At 67.5% G+C, this 21,473-nt stretch carries 19 protein-coding genes and 2 pseudogenes; 15 read left to right on the top strand and 6 right to left on the bottom strand.

The window, feature by feature from the left end; translation table 11 throughout:
• Window positions 1-24: 24 nt before the first annotated feature.
• Both N4R40_RS13180 and N4R40_RS01660 read left to right on the top strand, forming a co-directional pair.
• A pseudogene (locus N4R40_RS13180) lies at window positions 25-354 on the top strand (universal stress protein); the annotation flags it as partial.
• 38 nt (window positions 355-392) lie between these two features.
• Window positions 393-740: a cupin domain-containing protein gene (locus N4R40_RS01660; RefSeq protein WP_456085674.1), complete on the top strand. Its 348-nt coding sequence runs from the start codon at window positions 393-395 to the stop codon at window positions 738-740.
• Between the two features lie 59 nt (window positions 741-799).
• Here the strand turns inward: N4R40_RS01660 and N4R40_RS01665 are convergent.
• Window positions 800-943: pseudogene (locus tag N4R40_RS01665) on the bottom strand (response regulator transcription factor); the annotation flags it as partial.
• 124 nt (window positions 944-1,067) lie between these two features.
• Here N4R40_RS01665 and N4R40_RS01670 point away from each other — a divergent pair.
• Window positions 1,068-1,514: a hypothetical protein gene (locus tag N4R40_RS01670; protein ID WP_261605837.1), complete on the top strand. Its 447-nt coding sequence runs from the start codon at window positions 1,068-1,070 to the stop codon at window positions 1,512-1,514.
• On the opposite strand, the gene N4R40_RS13185 is transcribed toward N4R40_RS01670, so the two are convergent.
• Window positions 1,481-1,891 carry an AAA family ATPase gene (locus N4R40_RS13185; protein WP_407665818.1) on the bottom strand — a complete coding sequence of 137 codons (411 nt, stop codon included), beginning with the start codon at window positions 1,889-1,891 and terminating at the stop codon, window positions 1,481-1,483. The two genes, N4R40_RS01670 and N4R40_RS13185, sit on opposite strands and share 34 nt — an antisense overlap.
• A 200-nt stretch (window positions 1,892-2,091) precedes the next feature.
• Between N4R40_RS13185 and N4R40_RS01680 the strand changes: the two genes are divergently transcribed.
• The gene (locus tag N4R40_RS01680) at window positions 2,092-3,294 is read left to right on the top strand and encodes an MFS transporter (RefSeq protein ID WP_261605636.1); all 1,203 of its coding nucleotides are present in this window, start codon (window positions 2,092-2,094) and stop codon (window positions 3,292-3,294) included.
• Window positions 3,295-3,345: 51 nt separating this feature from the next.
• Here N4R40_RS01680 and N4R40_RS01685 read toward each other — a convergent pair whose 3' ends face one another.
• Together N4R40_RS01685 and N4R40_RS01690 are read right to left on the bottom strand one after the other, a co-directional pair.
• Window positions 3,346-4,671, bottom strand: coding sequence for a flavin monoamine oxidase family protein (locus N4R40_RS01685; RefSeq protein WP_261605637.1), 1,326 nt, complete (start codon window positions 4,669-4,671; stop codon window positions 3,346-3,348).
• Window positions 4,672-4,870: 199 nt separating this feature from the next.
• Window positions 4,871-6,082 carry a lipase family protein gene (locus N4R40_RS01690; RefSeq protein ID WP_261605638.1) on the bottom strand — a complete coding sequence of 404 codons (1,212 nt, stop codon included), beginning with the start codon at window positions 6,080-6,082 and terminating at the stop codon, window positions 4,871-4,873.
• A 187-nt stretch (window positions 6,083-6,269) separates the two neighbouring features.
• Here N4R40_RS01690 and adhE point away from each other — a divergent pair, with 187 nt between their 5' ends.
• The 7 genes from adhE (at window position 6,270) to N4R40_RS01725 (ending at window position 16,191) form a co-directional block, all read left to right on the top strand.
• Entirely contained in the window at window positions 6,270-8,978 is a 2,709-nt protein-coding gene (adhE, locus tag N4R40_RS01695) for a bifunctional acetaldehyde-CoA/alcohol dehydrogenase (RefSeq protein WP_261605639.1), read from the top strand.
• Window positions 8,979-9,189: 211 nt separating this feature from the next.
• Window positions 9,190-10,173 carry an aldo/keto reductase gene (locus N4R40_RS01700; RefSeq protein ID WP_261605640.1) on the top strand — a complete coding sequence of 328 codons (984 nt, stop codon included), beginning with the start codon at window positions 9,190-9,192 and terminating at the stop codon, window positions 10,171-10,173.
• Window positions 10,174-10,323: 150 nt separating this feature from the next.
• Window positions 10,324-11,208: a L,D-transpeptidase gene (locus N4R40_RS01705; protein ID WP_261605641.1), complete on the top strand. Its 885-nt coding sequence runs from the start codon at window positions 10,324-10,326 to the stop codon at window positions 11,206-11,208.
• Between the two features lie 153 nt (window positions 11,209-11,361).
• Window positions 11,362-11,658, top strand: coding sequence for a DUF1905 domain-containing protein (locus N4R40_RS01710; RefSeq protein WP_261605642.1), 297 nt, complete (start codon window positions 11,362-11,364; stop codon window positions 11,656-11,658).
• 356 nt (window positions 11,659-12,014) lie between these two features.
• Window positions 12,015-12,530, top strand: coding sequence for a prepilin peptidase (locus N4R40_RS01715; protein ID WP_261605643.1), 516 nt, complete (start codon window positions 12,015-12,017; stop codon window positions 12,528-12,530).
• A gap of 57 nt (window positions 12,531-12,587) precedes the next feature.
• Entirely contained in the window at window positions 12,588-13,583 is a 996-nt protein-coding gene (locus N4R40_RS01720; RefSeq protein WP_261605644.1) for a YihY/virulence factor BrkB family protein, read from the top strand.
• Window positions 13,584-13,656: 73 nt separating this feature from the next.
• Window positions 13,657-16,191, top strand: coding sequence for a glycogen/starch/alpha-glucan phosphorylase (locus tag N4R40_RS01725; RefSeq protein ID WP_407665812.1), 2,535 nt, complete (start codon window positions 13,657-13,659; stop codon window positions 16,189-16,191).
• A 73-nt stretch (window positions 16,192-16,264) separates the two neighbouring features.
• Here the strand turns inward: N4R40_RS01725 and N4R40_RS01730 are convergent, their stop codons facing one another.
• Both N4R40_RS01730 and N4R40_RS01735 read right to left on the bottom strand, forming a co-directional pair.
• Window positions 16,265-16,996: a glutamine amidotransferase gene (locus N4R40_RS01730; protein ID WP_261605645.1), complete on the bottom strand. Its 732-nt coding sequence runs from the start codon at window positions 16,994-16,996 to the stop codon at window positions 16,265-16,267.
• A 12-nt stretch (window positions 16,997-17,008) separates the two neighbouring features.
• Window positions 17,009-17,875 carry a LysR family transcriptional regulator gene (locus tag N4R40_RS01735; RefSeq protein WP_261605827.1) on the bottom strand — a complete coding sequence of 289 codons (867 nt, stop codon included), beginning with the start codon at window positions 17,873-17,875 and terminating at the stop codon, window positions 17,009-17,011.
• Window positions 17,876-18,059: 184 nt separating this feature from the next.
• Here N4R40_RS01735 and N4R40_RS01740 point away from each other — a divergent pair, with 184 nt between their 5' ends.
• The 4 genes from N4R40_RS01740 (at window position 18,060) to N4R40_RS01755 (ending at window position 21,454) form a co-directional block, all read left to right on the top strand.
• A complete protein-coding gene (locus N4R40_RS01740) occupies window positions 18,060-19,010 on the top strand; it encodes an NAD(P)-dependent oxidoreductase (RefSeq protein ID WP_261605646.1) in 951 nt (316 codons plus the stop codon).
• Between the two features lie 13 nt (window positions 19,011-19,023).
• Window positions 19,024-20,535, top strand: coding sequence for a CoA-acylating methylmalonate-semialdehyde dehydrogenase (locus N4R40_RS01745; RefSeq protein ID WP_261605647.1), 1,512 nt, complete (start codon window positions 19,024-19,026; stop codon window positions 20,533-20,535).
• 62 nt (window positions 20,536-20,597) lie between these two features.
• Complete coding sequence (locus N4R40_RS01750) at window positions 20,598-20,825, top strand: response regulator (protein WP_261605648.1); 228 nt, start codon at window positions 20,598-20,600, stop codon at window positions 20,823-20,825.
• On the top strand, window positions 20,822-21,454 hold the full coding sequence (locus tag N4R40_RS01755; RefSeq protein WP_261605649.1) for a CYTH domain-containing protein: 633 nt from the start codon (window positions 20,822-20,824) through the stop codon (window positions 21,452-21,454). The genes N4R40_RS01750 and N4R40_RS01755 overlap by 4 nt, the downstream gene beginning before the upstream one ends.
• Window positions 21,455-21,473: the final 19 nt, after the last annotated feature.

Genomic DNA, 21,473 nt, shown 5'->3' on the forward strand with positions numbered 1-21,473 from the left:
AGATCAGGGGTCAAGCCCCTCTTTGTGACAGAGGCTGGCAGCGCCGCCACCACCCTCGCCATCGTGCACGCATGGCAACTGCCACTCCCACGCGTCGAGGGGGCAGTTGCACTATTGGCGTCACCGATCCACGTGAAGGCCCAGCATCAGAAGATCCTCCGTGAGGCCGCCCTCGCAGTGACCGCTGCTAACCCGGAGCTTCCGGTCGAACAGATACTTGTCCGTGAGAATCCCGCAGCTGCGCTGCTCCACCGGGCAAGCGGTGCCGCGCTCGTTGTCATCGGCACCCACCAGCGAGCAGTGATTGCTCGAACCTTCATCGGGTCGGTGGGGCAGATCCTACTTTCGCAGTGCCCGGTCCCCGTGTATCCTCGCACCGTCATCACCCGACCATGGGAATCGTCATCATGCAGAAGACCTCGCTCATCGCCCTCGCACGGCACGAACTCGGGCAGGCGAAAGAGGCTTCCAGCGGCAGGAGCGCGAAGACCGTTTTCGGAGGCCACGAGCACCGACTCCGTCAGACGCTTATCGCGCTCCGCGCCGGGGAAGGGTTGGCCGAACACCAAAACCCCGGCGAGGCAACACTGCAGGTACTCGACGGCCGCGTGCTCCTCAGATCCGGCGACGTATCGTGGAATGGGTCTCCCGGCGACCTCTTGACCGTCCCGGACGGACTCCACTCGCTCGACGCTGTCGAAGACTCCGTGATCCTTCTCACGGTCGTCAAGACGGACTGAACCTCAGGCGGAGGGTTCCACAGGGCCGTGTGTTTGAGTTCAGCTCCGTAGACCGCGGCTTGAGTTCGCCGTTCCATGCCCAGCTTGGCCAGCAGCCCGCTCACATAGTTCTTGACTGTCTTCTCAGCAAGACCGAGTCTTGCGCCGATCTCACGGTTCGTGAGGCCCCCAGTGATCAGGTCGAGGACCTGACTCTCGCGCATCGTGAGGTCGGGAACCGCAGTCGCGTGCGCCTCTTGCAGGCTCGGGCGAAGCGCGCTCGCTCCCCGACGGAGCACATCCGTCGACTGAATTGTGCTCCCCGCCGCCGCTCTGCGGATCGCGTAGATGAGTGCGCCGCTGCGGATGTCTTTGAGCCGCACCCAGACGAACCACGTCGGCGTCTCCCGTCGTGTCCGTAACCGCGAGGAGCGCGAGATGCCGCGAGTCCGCCGGCAGCGTATCGATCTCGTCTCGGTAGAGACCCTGGAGGAGCTCACCAGGAGGGAGCGGCTCCAGAGAGAGCGCGCGCCGGGCCAGGCGTTCCAAGTCGGCGTGATTGGCGAGTTCAGCAATGGCGAGCGGGTGGCCCCCCAGCTGCTCGACAACTTTCACGGCCAGGTGAGGGCCGAGCCGGTGGACTCGCTGTGCGTTGAGCAGCTCGATGGCGGAGAGCGTGTCGAGTCCACCTATCTGGACGACCTCGAGGCCGGCCAGAGCAACGAGTGCAGCCGGCTCCGGCCTCGTCAAGCAAGTACGCATCATCGACAACGCACACCACGGGCTCGTCGGTAGCGCCCAATAGTGAGAGGAGCGCCAAACCGACCTGATATTGGTCGGGAGGCAGACCCACCGACCGACCGGTTGCCACGCTGAGCTCTCGCCAGTCCTTCCGGGAGCGACGCAATCTGATCGTGGAGATCCAACACCAGACGATCAATACCGGCGTAGGGCAGGTCAGCCTCGGCTGCAAACCCGTCCACACGAAGCGTCCGAAGTCGGAACGGCCATTCGTTGTCGAGAAAGTCGCCGATCAGGGCGGTTTTCCCGATTCCCGGATCACCCACGAGCACCAGGACCGTCGCCTGGTGATTTTGGGCAGACGCCAGAGCCGCGCCTAATCGGTTGCGTTCGTCGGCGCGGCCAACGATGGGAGCGTTCCCGTGATCAATAGCCGCAGACTACACACCCGCAGGTGGACTGCGCACTGTTTAGCCAGCCGAACTGGTTGCGCTGACCTGCACCCGGCGGGCGACCGTCGCTGGCCCGGTACGATCGGAGCATTCGAGCCGTCCGGTTTCCTGTCATCACAAGGGAACGCGACGGTTCTCGTGTTCTTGTCACACTCCCGTGAAAGGCAGCCCGCTCCGCCGTGTACTCCCTCCTCCTCGCGATCATCTACATCGCCTTCATCAGCCTCGGTCTGCCCGATTCGCTCATCGGGGCCGGATGGCCGGTGATGCATCAGGACCTCGGCGTTCCCATCGCCTTCGCGGGGATCATCACGATGATCATCGCGGGCGGCACGATTGTCTCCAGTCTCGCCTCGGAGCGGGTCACGCGCCGGTTCGGCGTCGGCGTCGTCACGGCCGTCAGCGTCGGCCTGACGGCGGCCGCGCTGTTCGGCTTCTCGACCTCCGGCTCGTTCTGGATGCTGTGCCTGTGGGCGATCCCGTATGGTCTCGGTGCGGGCGCGGTCGACGCGGCCCTGAACAACTACGTCGCCGTGCACTACGCCGCCCGGCACATGAACTGGTTGCACGGATGCTGGGGCCTCGGCGCGTCGATCAGCCCGTTCATCATGAGCTACACCCTCACCTCCGGCTGGGGATGGTCCAGCGCCTACCTGATCGTCGGTATCCTCCAAGCGGTACTCACCTTCGCGTTGCTCATCAGCATCCCGCTGTGGGGCAAGGTCAATCCCGTCTCCCCGAACGCAGATGCGCACGAAGAAAGCGACGATCCCGCCGGACGCACGCACGTTCCGCTCGCGCAGGCGATCCGGATCCCCGGCGTCCTGCTGATCCTCACGGCCTTTTTCGCGTACTGCGCGCTGGAGAGCACCGCGATCCTCTGGGCGCCCAGCTATCTCGTTACCGAACGCGGCGTCGCCCCCGCGACCGCGGCGGCTTTCGCATCGCTCTTCCTGCTCGGCATCACCGCAGGACGCTTTCTCGCGGGCTTCTTCGCCGACCGCATCGGGGATCAGCAGTTGATCCGCGGCGGATTCGTGACGGTCGCTCTCGGCGCCGTGTTGCTGGCGCTCCCGCTCGAGACCACCGTGGTCGCGCTCGCAGGACTGGTCATCCTCGGGCTCGGATGCGCGCCGATCTATCCCGCGATCATCCACTCCACCCCCGTGAACTTCGGGCGTCGCAATTCTCAGGCCATCATCGGCATCCAGATGGCCGCGGCGTACACCGGCTCGACGTTCGCCCCGCCCCTGTTCGGCGCGATCTCGGCGTGGACGGGCATGTGGATCTTGCCGCTTTTCCTCGCCGTGCTCGTGGCGCTCGGCCTCGTCATGTCCGAGCGCCTCAACGCACGGGTGCGGCGCCGCGTGGTGGTTCGCTAGGCAGGAGCCAGGTCCGGGCTCTTCGGACCGTGCTCCTTCGGTCTCCAGCCGTCAGGCCCAGATGTCTTCGATCGGAAGGTCCTGCCCCAGCACGTTCTGCGCGGCGCGGTGTCCGGAGAGCATCGCGCCCGGGACCGTCGCCGGGTCATCGCTCCAGGTGGCTTCGCCGGCGAGGTGCAGCACCCCGCCGATCGGCACAGCGAGCTGGTCGTGCTCTTCGGGGAGGGAGCCGATCGCCATGTAGGCGTACGCGCCGTGGGAGAACGGGTCATCCTGCCAGGCGGTCATCTTCACGCCGGTCGGATCCGGTACGCCCTCGCCGTAGAGGCGACGCAGCTGGGTCATCACGTCGTCGACGATGTCCCCGGCATCCCACCCTCGCGTCTGCACGGCAGCCGGGCCGGCGGCGAAGGTGAGCAGGGTGGGCGTGCCGTGGAGGGTCGACAGGTCGTACCAGGAGTGCCACCAGCGGCCCTCCGGCCCCTGTTGGCGGATCGCGTAGACGTCCTCGTCCCAGAACTTCTCCGGGAACGTCAGGAAGATCTTCTCGAACGCGTTCATCTTCAGGCGGCTCAGCGGATCGGCGTGCGTCTCGGGGAGTGGGGGGTCGATCGTGAACGCACCCGAGGTGAGTACCCCGATCGGCACCGTGACGATGGCGCTCGCCGCCCGAAACTCCTCGCCGTGCGCGGTGCGGACGTCGACACCGTCGGCAGACCAGGTGACCGTGTCGACGACCTGGTGCAGGCGGATGTCGAGCCCCTCGGCGATATGCGCCGCCAGCTGGTCGTAACCGTCAGGGAAGACGACCTCGTCACCGTTGACGGTGTCGTCGTCGAGCCCGTGCGCGCCCATCTCTTCGATCCACACGCCGTACTGCTCTTCGGCGCGATGCTCGACGTACTCGCGCACCCGCTGCGCGCGCTCGGCGCTCCAGCCCTGACGGGCGAGCGCGACCTCGGTGACGTCGCGATACGAATCCCCTGGGGCGGATGCCGCGATCACCTCGACGAGTTCCGCGTTCACCGCGTGGATGTCGGCGACGTAGGCGGCGGCTTCGTTATCGGTCAGCCTGATGCCGGCGGGGGAGTAGTGCGCGATCGGGCGACTGTCGGGCTGGTAGCCGCCGACGGTGAACTCCACCATCCGCATGCCGAACGCGGTCGCTGCCTCTGCCACCGGGCTGTCATCGATGCCGTGGATCCATGAGGCGCCGCGGTCGGTGGGATCGCCGTCCGTCCGATCGGTCCACGTGCGTCCGCCGATCCGGTCGCGCGCTTCGAGGACGACGACGCGCTGGCCCGCGCGGTGGAGGAGCTTCGCGGCCGTAACCCCCGAAACGCCCGCGCCGATGATGACCGTGTCGAACTCCGCCATGGCGTTCTCCTTCCCCTGACCTGACGCTAGCGGGAGAGCGGGCGGAACACACGAACATGACCGGGACGTACGCTGGGCGTGTGGAGGAGAGTCGCGGTCGCATCATGACGGGGCTCATCCGCATCGCCCCGCACCGCGGTGATCATCGGGTCGCGCTTCGTGCGGCGATCTCGCTCGCGGTGCCTCGCGCGCTGAATCGTCAGGCGCCGACCTTGTCGAGCCAGGCCATGAGCGAGGTCAGCGTCAGGTAGGCGATCGTGCCATGTGTGGCGCCGCCGATCTCGTGCAGCGTGACGTTTATGCCCTGCGCAGCCTCGTGCGCGGCGAACGTCTTCGTCGCGGCGGGCAGGACGAGTTCGTCGTCGAGGCCTTGCGCGATGAAGAGGGGGGCGTCGAACGTGGCGCCGCCCGCGGAGTTCTCGGTGAGAAGGGTCTCCCAGGGCTCGACCGTCGTCGGATCGACCGTGACGAAGTTGCCGACGACGGGGTCCGCGATGCGGTGCAGTTCCTCGATGTTGGTGAGCAGGCACAGGCGGTTCACCTCCGGGAGGATCGCCTGCGCCTCGGGGGTCAGGATCGCATCGAGCGTCGCGCCGCGATCGGCGTAGACCTGCGAGAACGCGGTGAACGCGTACGAGCCGATCGTCACCCCTGACACATCCGTGAGATGGTCACCCATCAGCGCGGTGAGATCGGCAGCGGGTGCTGCGGCCGCCACGGCTTTCACGGTCAGCTCGGGTGCATAGGTCGGCGCGAGCTGCGCGGCGAACAAGGCCGCCTGCCCGCCCTGCGAGTGGCCCCACATCACGACGTCGGTTCCGGCGCCGCTCGCCGTCAGCGATTCCGCGGCGCGGACGGCATCCAACATCGCGTTGCCGGCGGTCTCACCGACGAGGTACGAGTCCGGGCCGTCGGTGCCCATGCCGACATAGTCGGTGGCGGCGACGACGTATCCCCGATCGAGCATGAACCGGAGCCCCTCGATGCCGCTGAACGGGTCGAACGAGCGCGAGGGGGCGCAGTCCGCGGCGGTGCCGGTCGTCGGATGCCCCCACGCGAGCACGGTCCGCGGCCTCGTGGGGGGCTCGAGCGGCGCGACGACGATGCCGGTCGACACGACGGTGGCCCCGGTCGTGTCGGTCGTGCGATACATGATGCGCCACGCGCGGGCATCGAAGGGGACGCCGATGAGCTCTTCACTGCGGATCATGCTGCCCGAGGCGCCGTCGGTCGCGCTCGCCGGCTGCGCGTAGAACGCGGCCAGGTTGCTGCGCTCGATCGCGTCGCCGACGAGTCGGAATTCGAACGCGGCGACGAGGCACCCGACGACCGCGAGCGTGAGTGCCAGGAACCGGACGAAGGGGGAGAGGAGTCGCGGCGGGGCGGTGTGTGCGCCGACATCCTTCGTCATGGACACATCATGTCGCACGTGGGGCGCGGCGCACTCCTTCAGAGAGGCGGAAGCATTGGATCTCCGCGGGACTTGTGTGGTCAGACCACAAGGTGCATACTGGGGAAAGAAGGCCGAGAGACACGATCTCGACCCGGTCAGCAATGGTGCGGATGTTGCCATCCGTGCCGGGTGAGGAGAACCCGTCATGTCCATCTCGATCGATGCTCTGGTCGATAACGCGCAGGTCGCGCTCGCAGAGTATGCAACCTTCACGCAGGAGCAGGTCGACCACATCGTGCGCAAAGCATCGGTGGCCGCCCTCCATCACCACGGCGACCTCGCCGTCATGGCCGTCGAAGAGACCGGCCGAGGCCTGTTCGAAGACAAGGCCGTCAAGAACATGTTCGCGTGCGAGCACGTGACCAACTCGATCATCAAGCAGAAGACGGTCGGCGTCATCTCGCACGACGCGCTGACCGGCATCACCGAGATCGCCGATCCCGTGGGCGTCATCTGCGCGCTCACCCCGGTGACGAACCCCACCTCGACCGCGATCTTCAAGTCGCTCATCGCGCTGAAGACCCGCAACCCCATCGTCTTCGGGTTCCACCCGTCGGCACAGAACTGTTCCGCCGCCGCGGCGAAGATCGTCCGCGATGCGGCCGTCGCTGCCGGCGCACCGGAGAACTGCATCCAGTGGATCACCGAGCCCTCCATGGAGGCCTCGGGTGAGCTCATGAACCACCCCGGTGTCGCACTCATCCTCGCGACCGGTGGCAACGCGATGGTGCGCGCTGCGTACTCGTGCGGCAAGCCGGCCCTCGGCGTGGGCGCGGGCAACGTCCCCGCTTTCATCGAGCGGACCGCCAACGTCGGCCGCGCCGTCAACGACATCGTGCTGTCGAAGTCGTTTGACATGGGCATGGTGTGTGCATCGGAGCAGGCCGTCATCCTCGACGCGCCGATCGCCGACGAAGCGCTCGCCGAGTTCGACCGTCTGCACGCCTACCGCGCCACGGCAGACGAGAAACGGATGCTGGAGGAGTTCATCTTCGGTGTCACCGCCGGCAGTGAGAACTGCGCCGGCGCGAAGCTCAACCCCACGGTCGTCGGCCAGTCGCCGCAGTGGATCGCCGAGCATGCCGGATTCTCGGTTCCCGAGGACACCTCGATCATCCTCGCGGATGTCTCGGGTGTCGGTCCGCACGAGCCGCTCACCCGCGAAAAGCTCGCTCCGGTGCTCGCCGTGCTCCGTGCGGCAACACCCGCGGAGGGCATCGATCTCGCGCGTCAGATGGTCGACTTCGACGGTCTCGGTCACTCGGGTGCGATCCACTCGAACGACCAGCAGGTCATCGCCGATTTCGCGGCGGTCGTCAAGGCCGTCCGCATCATCGAGAACAGCCCGTCGGCGCTCGGGGGCATCGGCGACATCTACAACGCCTTCATGCCCAGCCTCACGCTCGGCTGCGGCTCGTACGGTCACAACTCGGTCTCCAACAACGTCTCGGCGGTGAACCTTTTGAACGTGAAGCGCGTCGGACGGCGCAACAACAACCTGCAGTGGTTCAAGATCCCGGCCAAGACCTACTTCGAGCCGAACTCGATCAAGTACCTCGCCGACATGCGCGGGCTCGAGCGTGTGACGATCGTCACCGACCAGACCATGACTCAGCTCGGCTATGTCGACAAGATCATCGATGTCCTGAACCGCCGCGAGAACCGCGTGCAGGTGCAGATGATCAACCAGGTGCGCCCCGAGCCGAAGGTGTCGGAGGTCAAGGCCGGTGCCGAGCAGATGCGCCAGTTCAACCCGGACACGATCATCGCTCTCGGTGGTGGGTCGCCGATGGATGCCGCCAAGGTCATGTGGCTGCTGTATGAGAACCCCGAGATCGAGTTCTCCGACATGCGCGAGAAGTTCTTCGATGTGCGCAAGCGCGCCTTCACCTTCCCCGAGATGGGCAAGCTCGCCAAGCTCGTCTGCATCCCGACGACGTCGGGCACCGGGTCGGAGATGACGCCGTTCGCCGTGATCACCGATGACGAGACCGGAATGAAGTACCCGCTCGCCGATTACGCGCTGACACCTTCGGTCGCGATCATCGACCCCGAGCTCACGCGGGTGCTGCCCGGGTTCCTCGTGGCCGACGCCGGCTTCGACGCCCTCACGCACGCCACCGAGGCGTTCGTGTCGGTGTACGCCAACGACTACACCGATGGCCTGTGCCTGCACGCGATCAAGCTCATCTTCGAGAACATCGAGCGCAGCGCGAAGGCTGTTCCCGGGTCGACGGATGCCGCCGACATCAAGGCCCGCGAGAAGATGCACAATGCGGCATCCATCTCGGGCATGGCGTTCGGAAACGCGTTCCTGGGGATCGTGCACGCGATGGCCCACGTCACGGGTGCGACGTACAAGCTGGCGCACGGCCGCACGAACGCGACCTACCTGCCGCACGTGATCCGGTACAACGGCACCGTGCCGACCAAGCTCACGAGCTGGCCGAAGTACGAGCGCTACATCGCGCCCGAGCGTTTCCAGGAGATCGCGAAGCACCTGGGTCTGCCGGCATCCACCCCGGAGGAGGGTGTCGAAAGCTACGCCCGCGCCGTGGAGGACCTGCGCGACCGCGTCGGGATCGAGCGGTCGTTCCAGGCGCAGGGCGTCGACGAGACCGCGTTCATCGCGGGCCTGCACGACCTGGCGATGGCCGCCTACGGCGACCAGTGCGCACCCGCCAACCCGCGGATGCCGATGATCGCGGACATGAAGACCCTCATGGAGGCCGCGTACTACGGCACCTCGTTCGCTGAGGTCCGTGCCGCCCGCCGCGGCGCGGAGGTCGAGAGCGAGGCTGTAACCGGCACGATCAAGGTGCAGGGCAAGGGCCGGGCGAAGGCGCGCGCCTGACGCACGGGTAGGACCAGCGAGGGCCGGGGGAGCATCCCCGGCCCTCGCTTCATCGTGCCGCGGCTCGGGCGGCGTGGCCTGGTACGCGGGGCTGCATGCGTGAGGGGATGCGTCGCCCGCACTGGTCGAGCACGGCGCCCTCTCTCCGGTGGTCGAGTGGCGCGCCGCAGGCGCGGGTGTACCGAGACCCCCGCAACCGTACGCTGGCACTATGAACCACAACCCGCTCGGCCGTACCTCCCGCTCGGTCTCCGCCATCGGCCTCGGCACGTGGCAGCTCGGCGCCGATTGGGGTGACGTGAGCGAGGATGACGCGCTCACCGTGCTGGCGGCATCCGCCGACGCGGGCGTGACGCTCTTTGACACCGCTGACGTCTACGGCGACGGACGCAGTGAGCAGCTGATCGGTCGCTTCCTGGCGTCCCGTCCGGGCAACGGGATCACCGTGGCCACCAAGATGGGACGCCGCGTCGCGCAGGAGCCCGAGAACTATACGCCGGAGAACTTCCGCGCCTGGACCGAGCGCTCGCGCCGTAACCTCGGCGTGGACACGCTCGATCTCGTGCAGCTTCACTGCCCGCCGTCGGCCGTGATCGATGCTGACGCCACGTACGACGCACTCGACGAGCTGGTTGCCGACGGCGCGATCGCGGCGTACGGAGTGTCGGTCGAGACGTGCGCGCAAGCGCTGTCGGCGATCGCCCGTCCGAACGTGACGAACGTGCAGATCATCTTCAACCCGTTCCGGCTGAAGCCTCTCGACGAGGTGTTGCCGAAAGCGTTGGATGCCGGTGTCGCAATCTTCGCGCGCGTTCCGCTGGCCTCGGGCCTTCTGAGCGGCAAATACTCGGCCGCGACGACGTTCGCGGCGAACGACCACCGCGCGTACAACCGGCACGGCGAAGCGTTCGACCGCGGCGAGACGTTCTCCGGCGTGGACTTCGAGACGGGCCTGCGCGCGGTGCAGGAGCTCGCCGCAGCGGTCCCCGAAGGTGTGACGCTGCCGGCGGCGACCCTCGCCTGGATCGCATCGCGCACGGGCGTCACGAGCGTGATCCCCGGTGCCCGGAACATCGCACAGGCCGAGTCGAACGCCGCCGCCGGCGAGATCGACGTCGACCTGTCCGGCTTCAACACCGCAGTGACCGACGTCTACGACCGCCTGCTGCGCACCGACATCCACCCGCATTGGTGAACCCTCGGCGCGTCTCGACTGCGGCTCCCGTACCCCGGTGGTCGAGTGCCGCGCCGCAGGCGCGGTGTACCGAGACCACGGTGAGCACATCGGCGCCTCGCCACCACTCCACCGCACCCGGCCCACCGGAAAACGCGCAACGATAGAAGAGTGAGCAAAGCGCCCTGGATCGTCACCGCGCTCGCCGCCCTCGGCGGTGTGGCGCTGGTCGCCGCGGTAGCGCTCGCCCCGCCGCCGAACGCGGAGGCCGCAGAGGCCCCTGTCGCCCCGGCCGCCTCGGCGACGGCCCCCGCCGACGATCCCGCATCCGGAGCCGTCATCGGCGCTCCCGAGAACACGACCGTCTACGACGTCGCGACCCTGACTCAGATCGACGTGTGGTCGGTCACTCCGGCAATGCCCGTCGACGATGACCCGTTCGGTGCGCTCACCGGCGAGCTTGCCCAACCGCTCGGAGCGGCGCCGATCTTCGCCGACCAGACGGGGGAGCCCATCGGGTACTTGCCTCGAGAGGCTGCCTACGGTGGCACGACCGTCCCGGTGATCGTGCACGATACGCACTGGGTCAAGGTCATGCTCGCGGGCCGGCAGGGCGTGCCGCCGAATGGGAACGCGGCGCAGACCGTCGGTTGGCTCCGGGTGGCGGATATCGAGCTACGCCCCGTCGCGGAGTACGTCGAAGTGCACCTTGCCGCGCACACGATCGACATCATCAGCGGTGCCGGAGCGGAGCGCGTCGCCGACGACTTCGCATGGGGCAAGCCGTCGACGCCGACCCCGGTCGGGCGCACGTTCGTGATGTGGACGACGGTGGTTCCCGAGTTCGCCTACACGCAGGGGCACGCGCTGACGTACCTCGGCGTGCAGTCGCCGGCGATGGCCGGGTTCGACGGGGGAGAGGCCGCCGTGACCGCGTTCCACTACTACAAGGTGCGGTCGGGCGACGTCTCGTTCGGATGCATCTACCTGGATGCGGCCGCCACCGACCGCCTGGCCCAACTCCCGCCCGGCACGCCCGTGATCATCCACCCGTGATCGGGCCTTGGCGCTCAAGCGCGAGCCGCAGCATCTTCGGCCGGTGGCTCCCATCCACTCGAGTACTCCGTGCCTGACCTGGCGCACAGGTGTGATGTCGCCCGCAGAGACACGATCAAGAGTGATGAATCCGCGCGCCGCTACGCTGTGCGCATGCATCTGGAGTTCGAGGGCGAGGTCTTCCGCTGGTCTGCGCGCCGTGAAGACATCTATCTTGCGGAGGTTCCGCACGATATCAGTGCGATGATCCGGCAGATCCCGCGTCCGATGCGCGGGTTCGGCTCGGTCCGTGTTGCTGTCGCGGTCGGCGGCTCCGAATGGCGCACGTCACTCTTCCCCGACGCGGCGAGGGGTGTCTACGTTCTCCCACTCAAAAAGACCGTCCGGGACGCTGAGGCCATTGCCGCGGGTGATTCGATCGTCGTGCGGATCGACGTTCTGGATGCCTAGGGTGTCGCCGGCTCGCTCAATTCTCACATGAGCAGGGCATTCTCATCGGGCGACGACGGTCAGGGGCGGGCTGTGGATAGACACAGGCGTGCAGGCAGGAGTGTCAATACTCTCCTCATATGTGGGTGGTTTGGTTTCTGATAGCGGCGATCGGCCTGTTGATCGGGTGCGGCGGGGCTGTGGAGTATCGCCGACGCAGTGCTGGTCACGCCCTCGCAGGCTTCGGACCGCGACTATCTGCGGGTGGGACCGCAGCGCCGTCGCTGACAATGTCGCGTAGCGGACACCGTGTCTATTCGGTACCCGCCGAAGTGCGAACAGGCGTGGTGGCGGCAGGCATTGCAGGAGCGTTCGTGATGACAGTAGTCATCATCGGGACGTCGTTAGGTGCGTCGTCCACCTCGCCGGCGCTGCTGCTGGTCGCGGCATACCTCTATCTGGCGATCATCTCAGTGGCGCTCACGGTGATCGACATGTCGACGCACCGCCTTCCCAACCGGATCGTTCTGCCGGCCTACGGCGTTTTCGGTGCGGCCTTCGTTGCTGTGTGCGTCATGGGCGAGCCCTGGCAATCGGCGCTGCGGGCGGGAGCATGTGGTGCGCTCTACTTTGCGTTTCTGTGCGCGCTTCGGGCGCTTTCAGCGCGAGGAATGGGCGGTGGGGACGTCAAGCTCGCGGGTGCGCTCGGAATGGCGCTGGGGTGGATGGGATGGGGTGCATTCGCGCTCGGGGTTGTCTCCGCTTTCGTTCTGGGAGGACTCGCGGCGACGATTCTGCTCGCGTTGCGACGTGGTTCAGGTCGCACCCGAATTCCCTTCGGCCCGTACTTGCTCGCCGGAGCGTGGATAGGGATTCATGTTGCGGTTCGCTGAAGGAGTGACCTGTCAAGGCCCCACTCGATGTCGGTGGTCGCGCATATTCTGGGCGGCATGAACATCGCGCGTCTCATCGCCTGGGCACTGACCCTGGTTCCGGTTCGCGCGTTCCTCCGGTACAGCGAGCGGCGCGGTCCGGTCCTCGCCGACAGCGTCACCTACCGCACGCTGTTCAGCGTGTTCGCCGGCGTGCTGCTGGGCTTCTCGGCGGCGGCACTGTGGCTCAGCGGAAACCCGGCTGCGTGGAGCGCGTTGGTCGACGCGGTCGACAGCGCCATCCCCGGGCTCGTGGGCGAGGGCGGCCTCATCGACCTCGATGAGATCACGGCGCCCGCGGGGCTTTCCGTCGCCGGCATCCTGGCGCTCGTCGGTCTGATCGGTGCGGCGATCGGCGCGATCGGGTCGCTCCGCACCGCGATGCGCGCGATCTGCGACCAGCTGACCGATGACGTCCTCTTCATCTGGGTGCTGCTGCGCAACCTCGCTCTCGCGATCGGCGCAGGCGGAGCCCTGGCCGCCTCGGCGGTCGTCACGGTGCTCGGCACGGCGGGGCTCAGCACGGTCGCCTCGTGGCTCGGCGTCGCGAGCGATGACCCCCTCGTCACGTGGGGGAGTCGGATCTTCGCGATCGTCGTGACGTTCGCGTTGGATGCCGTCGCCATCGCGGTGCTGTTCCGCACGCTCTCGGGTGTCCGGGCCCCGGCCCGTGCGCTGTGGACGGGTGCGCTCCTCGGCGCCGTCGGACTGACCGTGCTGCAACAGCTGTCGGGCCTCTTTCTCGGTGGGGCAGCATCCAACCCCCTGCTCGCATCGTTCGGTGCGTTGATCGCGCTGCTCATCTGGTTCAATCTGTCGGCGCAGGTGATCCTCATCGCCACGGCGTACATCATGACGCTCGTCGAAGAGCGCGACGACCGTGTGCGCGCGCGGTTCGGCGCGACGACGTTCGCGCAGCGCCGCGTGCGCCGGGCGGAGGATGCCGTCCGTGTCACGACGGCCGAGCTCTCCGCGGCGCGCGCAGCCGAGGATCGGGAGCGAACGGGGACATGACGCGCGGGTAATCCCTGTGTTACAACCGGCGTTCTGGTGTGCACCGAGTCCGGCGGGGCATTAGCGTGGGACCGTGTCAGAACATGAACCTGTAACCGGTCCCAGTTCCACTGCTGCGGCAGCCTCTCACCCGCTTCAGGCGACCCACCCGTTGGCGCTCGCGCCGGTCGCGGGACCCGCCAGCACGGTCGACGGCTTCGTGCGTCAGTTCCTGCGCAACCTCAATTACGAGCGTGGCGTACCGCTGTCGGCCGCCAGCGCGAACGACCGGTACTTCGCGTTCGCGATGACGGTGCGCGACTACCTCATGGCGCGATGGCTGGAAGACCTCCGCCGCCAGCGCGTCGCGCAGGTCAAGGGCGTCTGCTACCTCTCGGCGGAGTACCTCCTCGGCCGCCAGCTCGACAACAACCTGCTCGCGAGCGGCCTGACCTCGATCGCCACGACCGCGATGGCGGAGTGCGGCATCGACATCGAGGACCTCCGCGCGGCGGAAGTCGAGCCCGGCCTCGGCAACGGCGGACTCGGGCGCCTCGCCGCCTGCTTCATCGACTCGCTCGCCACGATGGGTGTCCCCAACATCGGCTACGGCATCCGCTACGAGTACGGAATCTTCCGGCAGACGTTCCAGGACGGCCAGCAGATCGAGCAGCCCGACTCGTGGCTCACGATGGGTTCACCCTGGGAGTTCCCGCACCCCGAGGCCGCCCAGCCCGTCTCGTTCGGCGGCTACACCGAGCACTACGACGACGAGGGCACGGAACGCAGCCGCTGGATTCCGGCGTGGAACGTGCTGGCGATCCCGTACAACTACATGGTCCCCGGCTACCAGAACGGCCGCGTCAACACGCTCCGCCTCTGGAGTGCAGAAGCCACCAACCGGTTCGACCTGCGCGTCTTCAACGCGGGCGACTATGCCGAGGCCGTCCGGTCGCAGACCTTCGCGGAGAACATTTCGAAGGTGCTCTATCCCGAGGACTCCACCCCGCAGGGCAAGGAGTTGCGACTTCAGCAGCAGTACTTCTTCGTCGCGGCATCCATCAAAGACTTCTTCGACCACCAGCTGGCGCCGGACTTCGACCTCGCCAACCTGCCCGACCGCGTCATCTTCCAGCTGAACGACACGCATCCCGTCATCGGTGTGCCCGAGTTCATGCGCGTGCTCCTCGACGAGAAGAAGCTCGACTGGGATGAGGCGTGGGCGATCACGCAGCAGTGCTTCGCCTACACGTGCCACACGCTGTTGCCGGAAGCGCTCGAAGTCTGGTCGGTCGACCTGCTCGGCCGACTCCTGCCGCGGCACCTCGAGATCATCTACCGCATCAACGACGAGTTCTTGGATGCCGTGCGCGAGCGCTTCGGCGATGACGAAATGCGCCTCCGCAACATGTCGATCATCAGCGAGTTCCCTGAGCGGTCGGTGCGCATGGCCTTCCTCGCCACGGTCGCCGGCGCGAAGGTCAACGGCGTCGCGGAGCTGCACTCGCAGCTCCTGCGGGACAAGGTCCTGCCCGACTTCAACGAGTTCTACCCGGGCAAGTTCACCAACGTCACGAACGGCATCACCCCGCGCCGTTTCATCCGGCTCGCGAACCCGGGTCTGTCCGACCTCATCACCGAGGCGATCGGCACCGGCTGGCTCACCGACCTCGAGCGACTGCGCGAACTGGAAGCCTCCGCTGAGGACCCGCTCTTCCGCGAGGCATTCGCCTCGGTGAAGGCGGCCAACAAGCGGCACCTGAACGACGTGCTGCTGGTCCGCGACGGGTTCACCGTCAGCGACGGCCACATGCTCGACGTCATGGTCAAGCGGTTGCACGAGTACAAGCGCCAGATGCTGAAGGTGCTCCACATCGTCACGCAGTACGAGAGCATCATCTCAGGGCGGGTGGCGGCATCCGACATCCAGCCGCGCACGTTCATCTTCGGCGCGAAGGCGGCGCCGGGCTACGCGATGGCCAAACGCATCATCCACCTCATCAACGCCGTCGGCTCGGTCGTCAACGACGACCCGCGCGTCGAGGGACGGTTGAAGGTGCTGTTCCCGCCGAACTACAACGTGACGCTCGCGGAACGGCTGATTCCGGCGGCGGACCTGTCCGAGCAGATCTCGCTCGCGGGCAAGGAAGCATCCGGCACGGGCAACATGAAGTTCGCCCTCAACGGTGCGCTCACGATCGGGACGGACGATGGCGCGAACGTCGAGATCCGCCGGCTCGTCGGCGACGACAACTTCTTCCTCTTCGGGATGAGCGAGCCCGAAGTCGAGGCGCTGTGGGCGCGCGGTTACAAGCCGGCCGACTTCTACCAGGGCGATGAGAGCCTGCGCCGCGCGATCGATCTGATCGCCTCGGGTGCCTTCTCCGGCGGCGACAAGAGCGTCTTCGAGCCGATCGTGTCGAACCTGCTCTACGACGACCGCTTCATGGTCCTGGCCGACTACTCGACCTACATCGCGGCGCAGGAGAAGGTCGACGCCGCGTACGCCGATCAGGATGCGTGGACCCACGCGGCGATCCTCAACGTCGCCCGCAGCGGATTCTTCTCGTCCGACCGGTCGATGCGCGACTACATCGACCGCATCTGGCACGCCCAGCCCCTGCGCTGAGCTTCCGTGGGCGCAGATCGTCGCTTCCCCGACGGGAAGCATCCATCTGCGCCCACTGAATCGCGCCAGCGGGTCAGCGGCCGTAGCGCTCGGTGAACCGGCGGAGGATCGAGCCGGTGTGCACGACCGGGAGCCGCCGGACGGCCTCGAGCGTGGCATCCAGTTCGCCCTCGCCGAAGTAGCCGTGCCCGGCATACACGCGGATGCGGGTCGATATCCCCTCGACATCGCACTCCGGGTGGAACTGGGTCGCGTAGACGTTCTGACCGACCCGGAACATCTGGACTGGGCATCCGTCGCCACGCACCAAGAGCGTCGCCGACGGTGGCAGGACGGTGATCGCTTCTTTATGACCGACGAACGCGGCGAAGGTCTCCGGCATCCCGGCGAGAACCGGATCGGCGGCGCCCTCGGGTGTCAGCGCCACATCGATGACACTGATCGGCTCGCGAAACGTGCCGTCGATCACCGCGCCCTGGTGCGTGCCGAGGGTACCGACGCCGTAACACGCGCCGAAGAACGGGAAGTCGCGCGCGACGACGTCATCCAGCAGTGACGCGAACTCGGCTTCGACCCGGCGCTGCACTGCGGATTTCTTCTCGGGCGGGTCCGAGGCGTTGAACGGTCCGCCCCCGACGAAGATCCCGGAGTAGTCGTCGAGATCGATGGCGCCGAGCGGACCGGCTTCCATCCGTACGCGAACGAGATCGCGGGACGCGAGACCGGTGAATCGCTGAAACAGCGCGTACTCGTCGTCGGCGGGGCGATCTTCGGCGCGGGTGGCCAGGAGCAGGAAGGGCTTCATCGGCACCCGAGTCTAGGCGCTGGCCGGCCTTCCCTGCGCCACGCGGATGTGCTCGGTGATCGCCCGGAGCGTCTCGGCCACCGCGGGATTGCGGGTGCCCTCGTCACGCGCGACCGCCCAGTACGCGAGGGGATGCTCGTACCGCCCGTCGAGCACGCGCACCAGGCGCGCGTCGCGGTCGCCCAGGAAGTCGGGCAGGATCCCGATGCCCGCGCCCGCCGCGGTCGCCTCGACGTGCGCGAAGACGCTCGTCGATCGCACGGAGGGTGGAGAATCGGGGAGCTCCTGCAGCGCGCGGTCGAGTTCGTCGACTTGCAGCGAACTCTCGACGTAATAGACGAGCGGGTGGTTCGCCAGATCGGCGACGGATGCCGGCTCTCCGTGCACCGCGAGATAGTCGGCGGTCGCGTAGAGCCGCAGTGCGTAGGCGCAGATCGGTGTCGCATAGGCACGCAGAACCTGCGGACGACCGACGACGATCTCCAGATCGACGCCCGAACGGTTCTGGCGTACGCGCTGCGTCGCGGAGAGAAGCTCGACGGCGAGAGCGGGATGCTCCTCCCGGAGCGCCGCCATCGCGGGCGCGAGGAACACCGATGTGAAGGCATCCGGTGCCGCGATGCGCACCATCCCGTGCACGGGATCGCCGTCCTCACCGTCGAGGAGTTCCCGCATCGAGCTCTCGATGCGTTCCGCTGTGCCGACGGCCCGGCGACCGAGATCGGTGACCTCCCATCCGCCCGTGCCCCGCACGAGGAGCCGTCCGCCCATCGCCGCCTCGAGCGCGGCAATGCGGCGCGACACCGTGGAGTGGTTGATGCCCAGCACTGCGCCGGCGGCGGTGTACCGGCCCAGCCGCGCGACCGCGAGGAAGGTCATCAAGGCGTCGAGAGGTGGTTCTGGCGCGGTCGCGTTCACCTCATCAGTGTGCGCCAGCGCACAGCGCTCGTGCAAGAGTGTCGTCCGCGTGTGCATTGAGATGCAGGCCTCCGGCGCCTAGCCTGGCTTCATCGCGTGGACGAGGTCGTCCCGCGGCACACCTTCGATGATGCAGGGAGTCGTCATGTCTTCATCCCACCTCCAGATCGCGTGGATCGGGCTCGGCCGGATGGGTGCGCCGATGACGGCTCACCTCGTCGAGGCCGGTCACACCGTCCGCGGCGTCGACCTGAACCCCGCGGCCGCCGCGGCCGCTGCGGCGGGAGGAGTCGCCCTCGCGGCATCCGTCGCCGATGCGCTCCAGGGCGCCACGGTGTGCATCACGTCGCTCCCCAAGCCCGCCCATGTCCGCGAGGTCTACGGCGGCGCCGACGGCATTTTCGCCCACGCGACACCCGACATGATCCTGCTCGACACCTCCACGGTCGATGTCGAAACGTCACGTTGGTGTCACACCGAAGCATCCGCGCGCGGACTCACTTTCGTCGACGCGCCGATCTCCGGCGGCACGGCGGGAGCCGAAGCCGGCACCCTCACGTTCATGCTCGGAGGAGAGCCCGCCGATGTCGCTCGGGTCACCGAGATCGTCGCGCCGATGGCGGGCAACGTCATCTCCTGCGGCGACGCCGGCGCCGGTATCGCCGCGAAACTCGTCAACAACATGATGCTGTTCATCAACGTGATGGCGATGTCCGAAGGCTCGCAGCTCGCGGAAGAACTGGGATTGGATGCCGAGACTTTCTGGCGGGTGGCTTCGGTCTCGTCGGGATCGTCGTGGGCGATGCGCACGTGGTATCCCGTGCCGGGCGTGCTCGAGAAAGCCGCCGCCAACAACAACTTCGCGCCGACCTTCTCGGTCGACCTCGCGCTGAAGGACTGCGGCCTGGCCCTTGCCGCCGGCGAGCAGGTCGGTGTGCATCTGCCGGCCGCAACGCTCGCGCACGCACAACTCGCACAGTTGGCCGACGAAGGCCTCGGCGGCAAGGACTGCACGCTCGTCGCCCGGCTCGCCACCCCCGACGGCGCACTGCGCGGCTACGACCCCGCGCTCGACGCCACCCCCGCCCACGTCTGACAGGAAGCATCCCATGACCATCGATACCCCCACCCGCACTTTCGCCACGGTGCCGCACGTCGTTGCCGGCCGGCGCATCGCCGACGATGCCGGGCGCCGCGGCCCGGTGTTCAACCCCGCGACGGGGCAGCAGACCGGCGAGGTTGTGCTCGCATCCGCCGAGTTCGTACACGAGAGCGCCCGCGCGGCACAGGCGGCACAGCGCGGCTGGCGGGACACCGGGCTCGGCAAGCGCCAGCAGGTGATGTTCCGTCTGCGCGAAATCATCTCGTCGCGCTCCGACGAGCTTGCCCGCATCATCACGGCTGAGCACGGCAAGACGGTCGATGATGCGCTCGGTGAGGTCGCCCGTGGGCTCGAGAACGTCGAATTCTGCACGAGCCTCATGCACCATCTCAAGGGCGACTACTCGGAGCAGGTCGCCGGCGGCGTCGACGTGCACCAGGTGCGTCAGCCGATCGGCGTCGTGGCGTGCATCACGCCGTTCAACTTCCCGGTGATGGTGCCGCTGTGGATGGTCACGACGGCGATCGCCGCGGGCAATGCCGTGATCCTCAAGCCCTCCGAGCGTGACCCGTCGGCGGCGGTCTGGCTTGCCGAGGCCTTCGCCGAAGCGGGGTTGCCGGCCGGCATCCTCAACATCGTCCACGGCGACAAAGAGGCCGTCGATGCGATTCTGGATGACCCGATCATCCGCGCCGTCTCGTTCGTCGGGTCGACGCCGATCGCACGTTACATCTATGCGCGAGCGGCCGAGAACGGCAAGCGCGTGCAGGCTCTCGGCGGCGCGAAGAATCACATGATCGTCATGCCCGACGCCGATCTGGATGCCGCGGCCGACGCCGCCGTGTCGGCCGCCTACGGCTCGGCGGGGGAGCGCTGCATGGCCGTTTCGGTCGTCGTCGCCGTCGGCGATGTGGCTGACTCGCTCGTCGAGAAGGTCACGGAGCGCATCGGGACCCTCGTGGTCGGCGACGGATTCGACCCCACGAGCGAGATGGGACCGCTCATCACGCGGGATGCGCTGGACCGCGTGACGGGATTCGTCGCCGGTGCGGCGTCGGAGGGCGCACGCGTCGTCGTCGACGGTCGCGAGCGCGAGTTCGACGGCGACGGGTTCTTCATCGGTCCGTCCCTGGTCGACGGTGTCACCCCCGGCATGCGCGTCTACGACGAGGAGATCTTCGGCCCGGTGCTCTCGGTCGTGCGCGTCGCGACATTCGACGAGGCTGTCGCCCTCATCAACAGCAACCGCTACGCGAACGGCACCGCGGTCTTCACCCGCGACGGCAAAACGGCCCGCCAGTTCGAGTACGACATCGAGGTCGGCATGGTCGGCATCAACGTGCCGATCCCGGTGCCGATCGGGGCGTTCTCGTTCGGCGGTTGGAAGGACTCGCTCTTCGGCGACACGCACATGTACGGACCCGAGGCCTTCTCGTTCTACACGCGGCGCAAAGTCGTCACGACCCGGTGGCCGGACCCGAGCGAGAGCCAGATCAGCCTGGGATTCCCGACCCACTGAGCGTACGGCGTGCGGGAGTCGGTGTCGCCACGCGGGGATAGGCTGAAACGAGGAGGTCCACCATGGCCATTGCACGACTGCACGGAGGCCCGCTCGACGGGCAGGTTCTTCCCCTGGAAGACGACACTCTCGATCGGCTGATCATGCCGTACAGCGAGACCCAGATCGTCTACGAACGCGGGGGAGCGCTCGAAAACACGGGCGACGCTGACGGGCCGACCGCGGCGGAGTTCCACTTCGTCGAGGCGCAGGACGACATCAACCCGGATGTCGACGGTCGCGACGAGTGACCGATTCCGGCGGCGCCGTCTCGCTCGAGATCGAGCTGACCTTCGATGTCGATGATGCGACGGCGCTGCCGGACTGGACCGGTCTCCCGGGTGTGGCCCGGGTGGACGGTCCCGAGCACCGCGACCTCGACGCGCGGTACCTCGACCTCGATGACGTGACTCTCGGCCGGGCCGGCTACGCCGTTCGCCGCCGTTCCGGTGGTCCCGACGAGGGGTGGCACATCAAGGGCCCTCGTGGCGTGGACGGGGGTCGCGTCGAGACGCACTGGCCGCTCGACGACACCGACGGCATCGTCGTGCCGGATGCCGTGGCCACCGCAGTCGCCGCGATCGCGCCCGGACCGCTGACGGCGCTCGCCCGCATCCGCAACGCCCGCGCTGCGTATGCCCTGACCGACGCCGACGGCGGACTCATCGCCGAGTTCGTTGACGATCACGTGCAGGCCACCGACGAGCGCCGTGGCATCACGTCAAACTGGCGGGAGTGGGAATTCGAACTGGGCCCCGCCGCGCCGACCGACGCGGCAGCTCGCGCCGCGCTCCTCGCCGCAGCCACCGCTGCGGTGCTGCGCGCCGGCGGACGCGTGGCGGCATCCGACTCGAAACTCGCCCGCACACTCGGCGTGTAACGCACTGACGCCGCCCTGG

The sequence above is a fragment of the Microbacterium memoriense genome, from assembly GCF_025398275.1.
Taxonomy (GTDB): Bacteria; Actinomycetota; Actinomycetes; order Actinomycetales; family Microbacteriaceae; genus Microbacterium; species Microbacterium memoriense.

What these genes read in the sequence shown, in the direction of transcription:
- N4R40_RS01750 (WP_261605648.1), top strand. Translation starts at nt 20,598, where the DNA reads ATGGCCATTGCACGACTGCACGGAGGCCCGCTCGACGGGCAGGTTCTT.
- N4R40_RS01745 (WP_261605647.1), top strand. Translation starts at nt 19,024, where the DNA reads ATGACCATCGATACCCCCACCCGCACTTTCGCCACGGTGCCGCACGTC.
- N4R40_RS01730 (WP_261605645.1), bottom strand. Translation starts at nt 16,996, where the DNA reads ATGAAGCCCTTCCTGCTCCTGGCCACCCGCGCCGAAGATCGCCCCGCC.
- N4R40_RS01660 (WP_456085674.1), top strand. Translation starts at nt 393, where the DNA reads ATGGGAATCGTCATCATGCAGAAGACCTCGCTCATCGCCCTCGCACGG.
- adhE (WP_261605639.1), top strand. Translation starts at nt 6,270, where the DNA reads ATGTCCATCTCGATCGATGCTCTGGTCGATAACGCGCAGGTCGCGCTC.
- N4R40_RS01685 (WP_261605637.1), bottom strand. Translation starts at nt 4,671, where the DNA reads ATGGCGGAGTTCGACACGGTCATCATCGGCGCGGGCGTTTCGGGGGTT.
- N4R40_RS01690 (WP_261605638.1), bottom strand. Translation starts at nt 6,082, where the DNA reads ATGACGAAGGATGTCGGCGCACACACCGCCCCGCCGCGACTCCTCTCC.
- N4R40_RS01740 (WP_261605646.1), top strand. Translation starts at nt 18,060, where the DNA reads ATGTCTTCATCCCACCTCCAGATCGCGTGGATCGGGCTCGGCCGGATG.
- N4R40_RS01700 (WP_261605640.1), top strand. Translation starts at nt 9,190, where the DNA reads ATGAACCACAACCCGCTCGGCCGTACCTCCCGCTCGGTCTCCGCCATC.
- N4R40_RS01715 (WP_261605643.1), top strand. Translation starts at nt 12,015, where the DNA reads ATGACAGTAGTCATCATCGGGACGTCGTTAGGTGCGTCGTCCACCTCG.
- N4R40_RS01720 (WP_261605644.1), top strand. Translation starts at nt 12,588, where the DNA reads ATGAACATCGCGCGTCTCATCGCCTGGGCACTGACCCTGGTTCCGGTT.
- N4R40_RS01710 (WP_261605642.1), top strand. Translation starts at nt 11,362, where the DNA reads ATGCATCTGGAGTTCGAGGGCGAGGTCTTCCGCTGGTCTGCGCGCCGT.
- N4R40_RS01670 (WP_261605837.1), top strand. Translation starts at nt 1,068, where the DNA reads ATGAGTGCGCCGCTGCGGATGTCTTTGAGCCGCACCCAGACGAACCAC.
- N4R40_RS01735 (WP_261605827.1), bottom strand. Translation starts at nt 17,875, where the DNA reads ATGACCTTCCTCGCGGTCGCGCGGCTGGGCCGGTACACCGCCGCCGGC.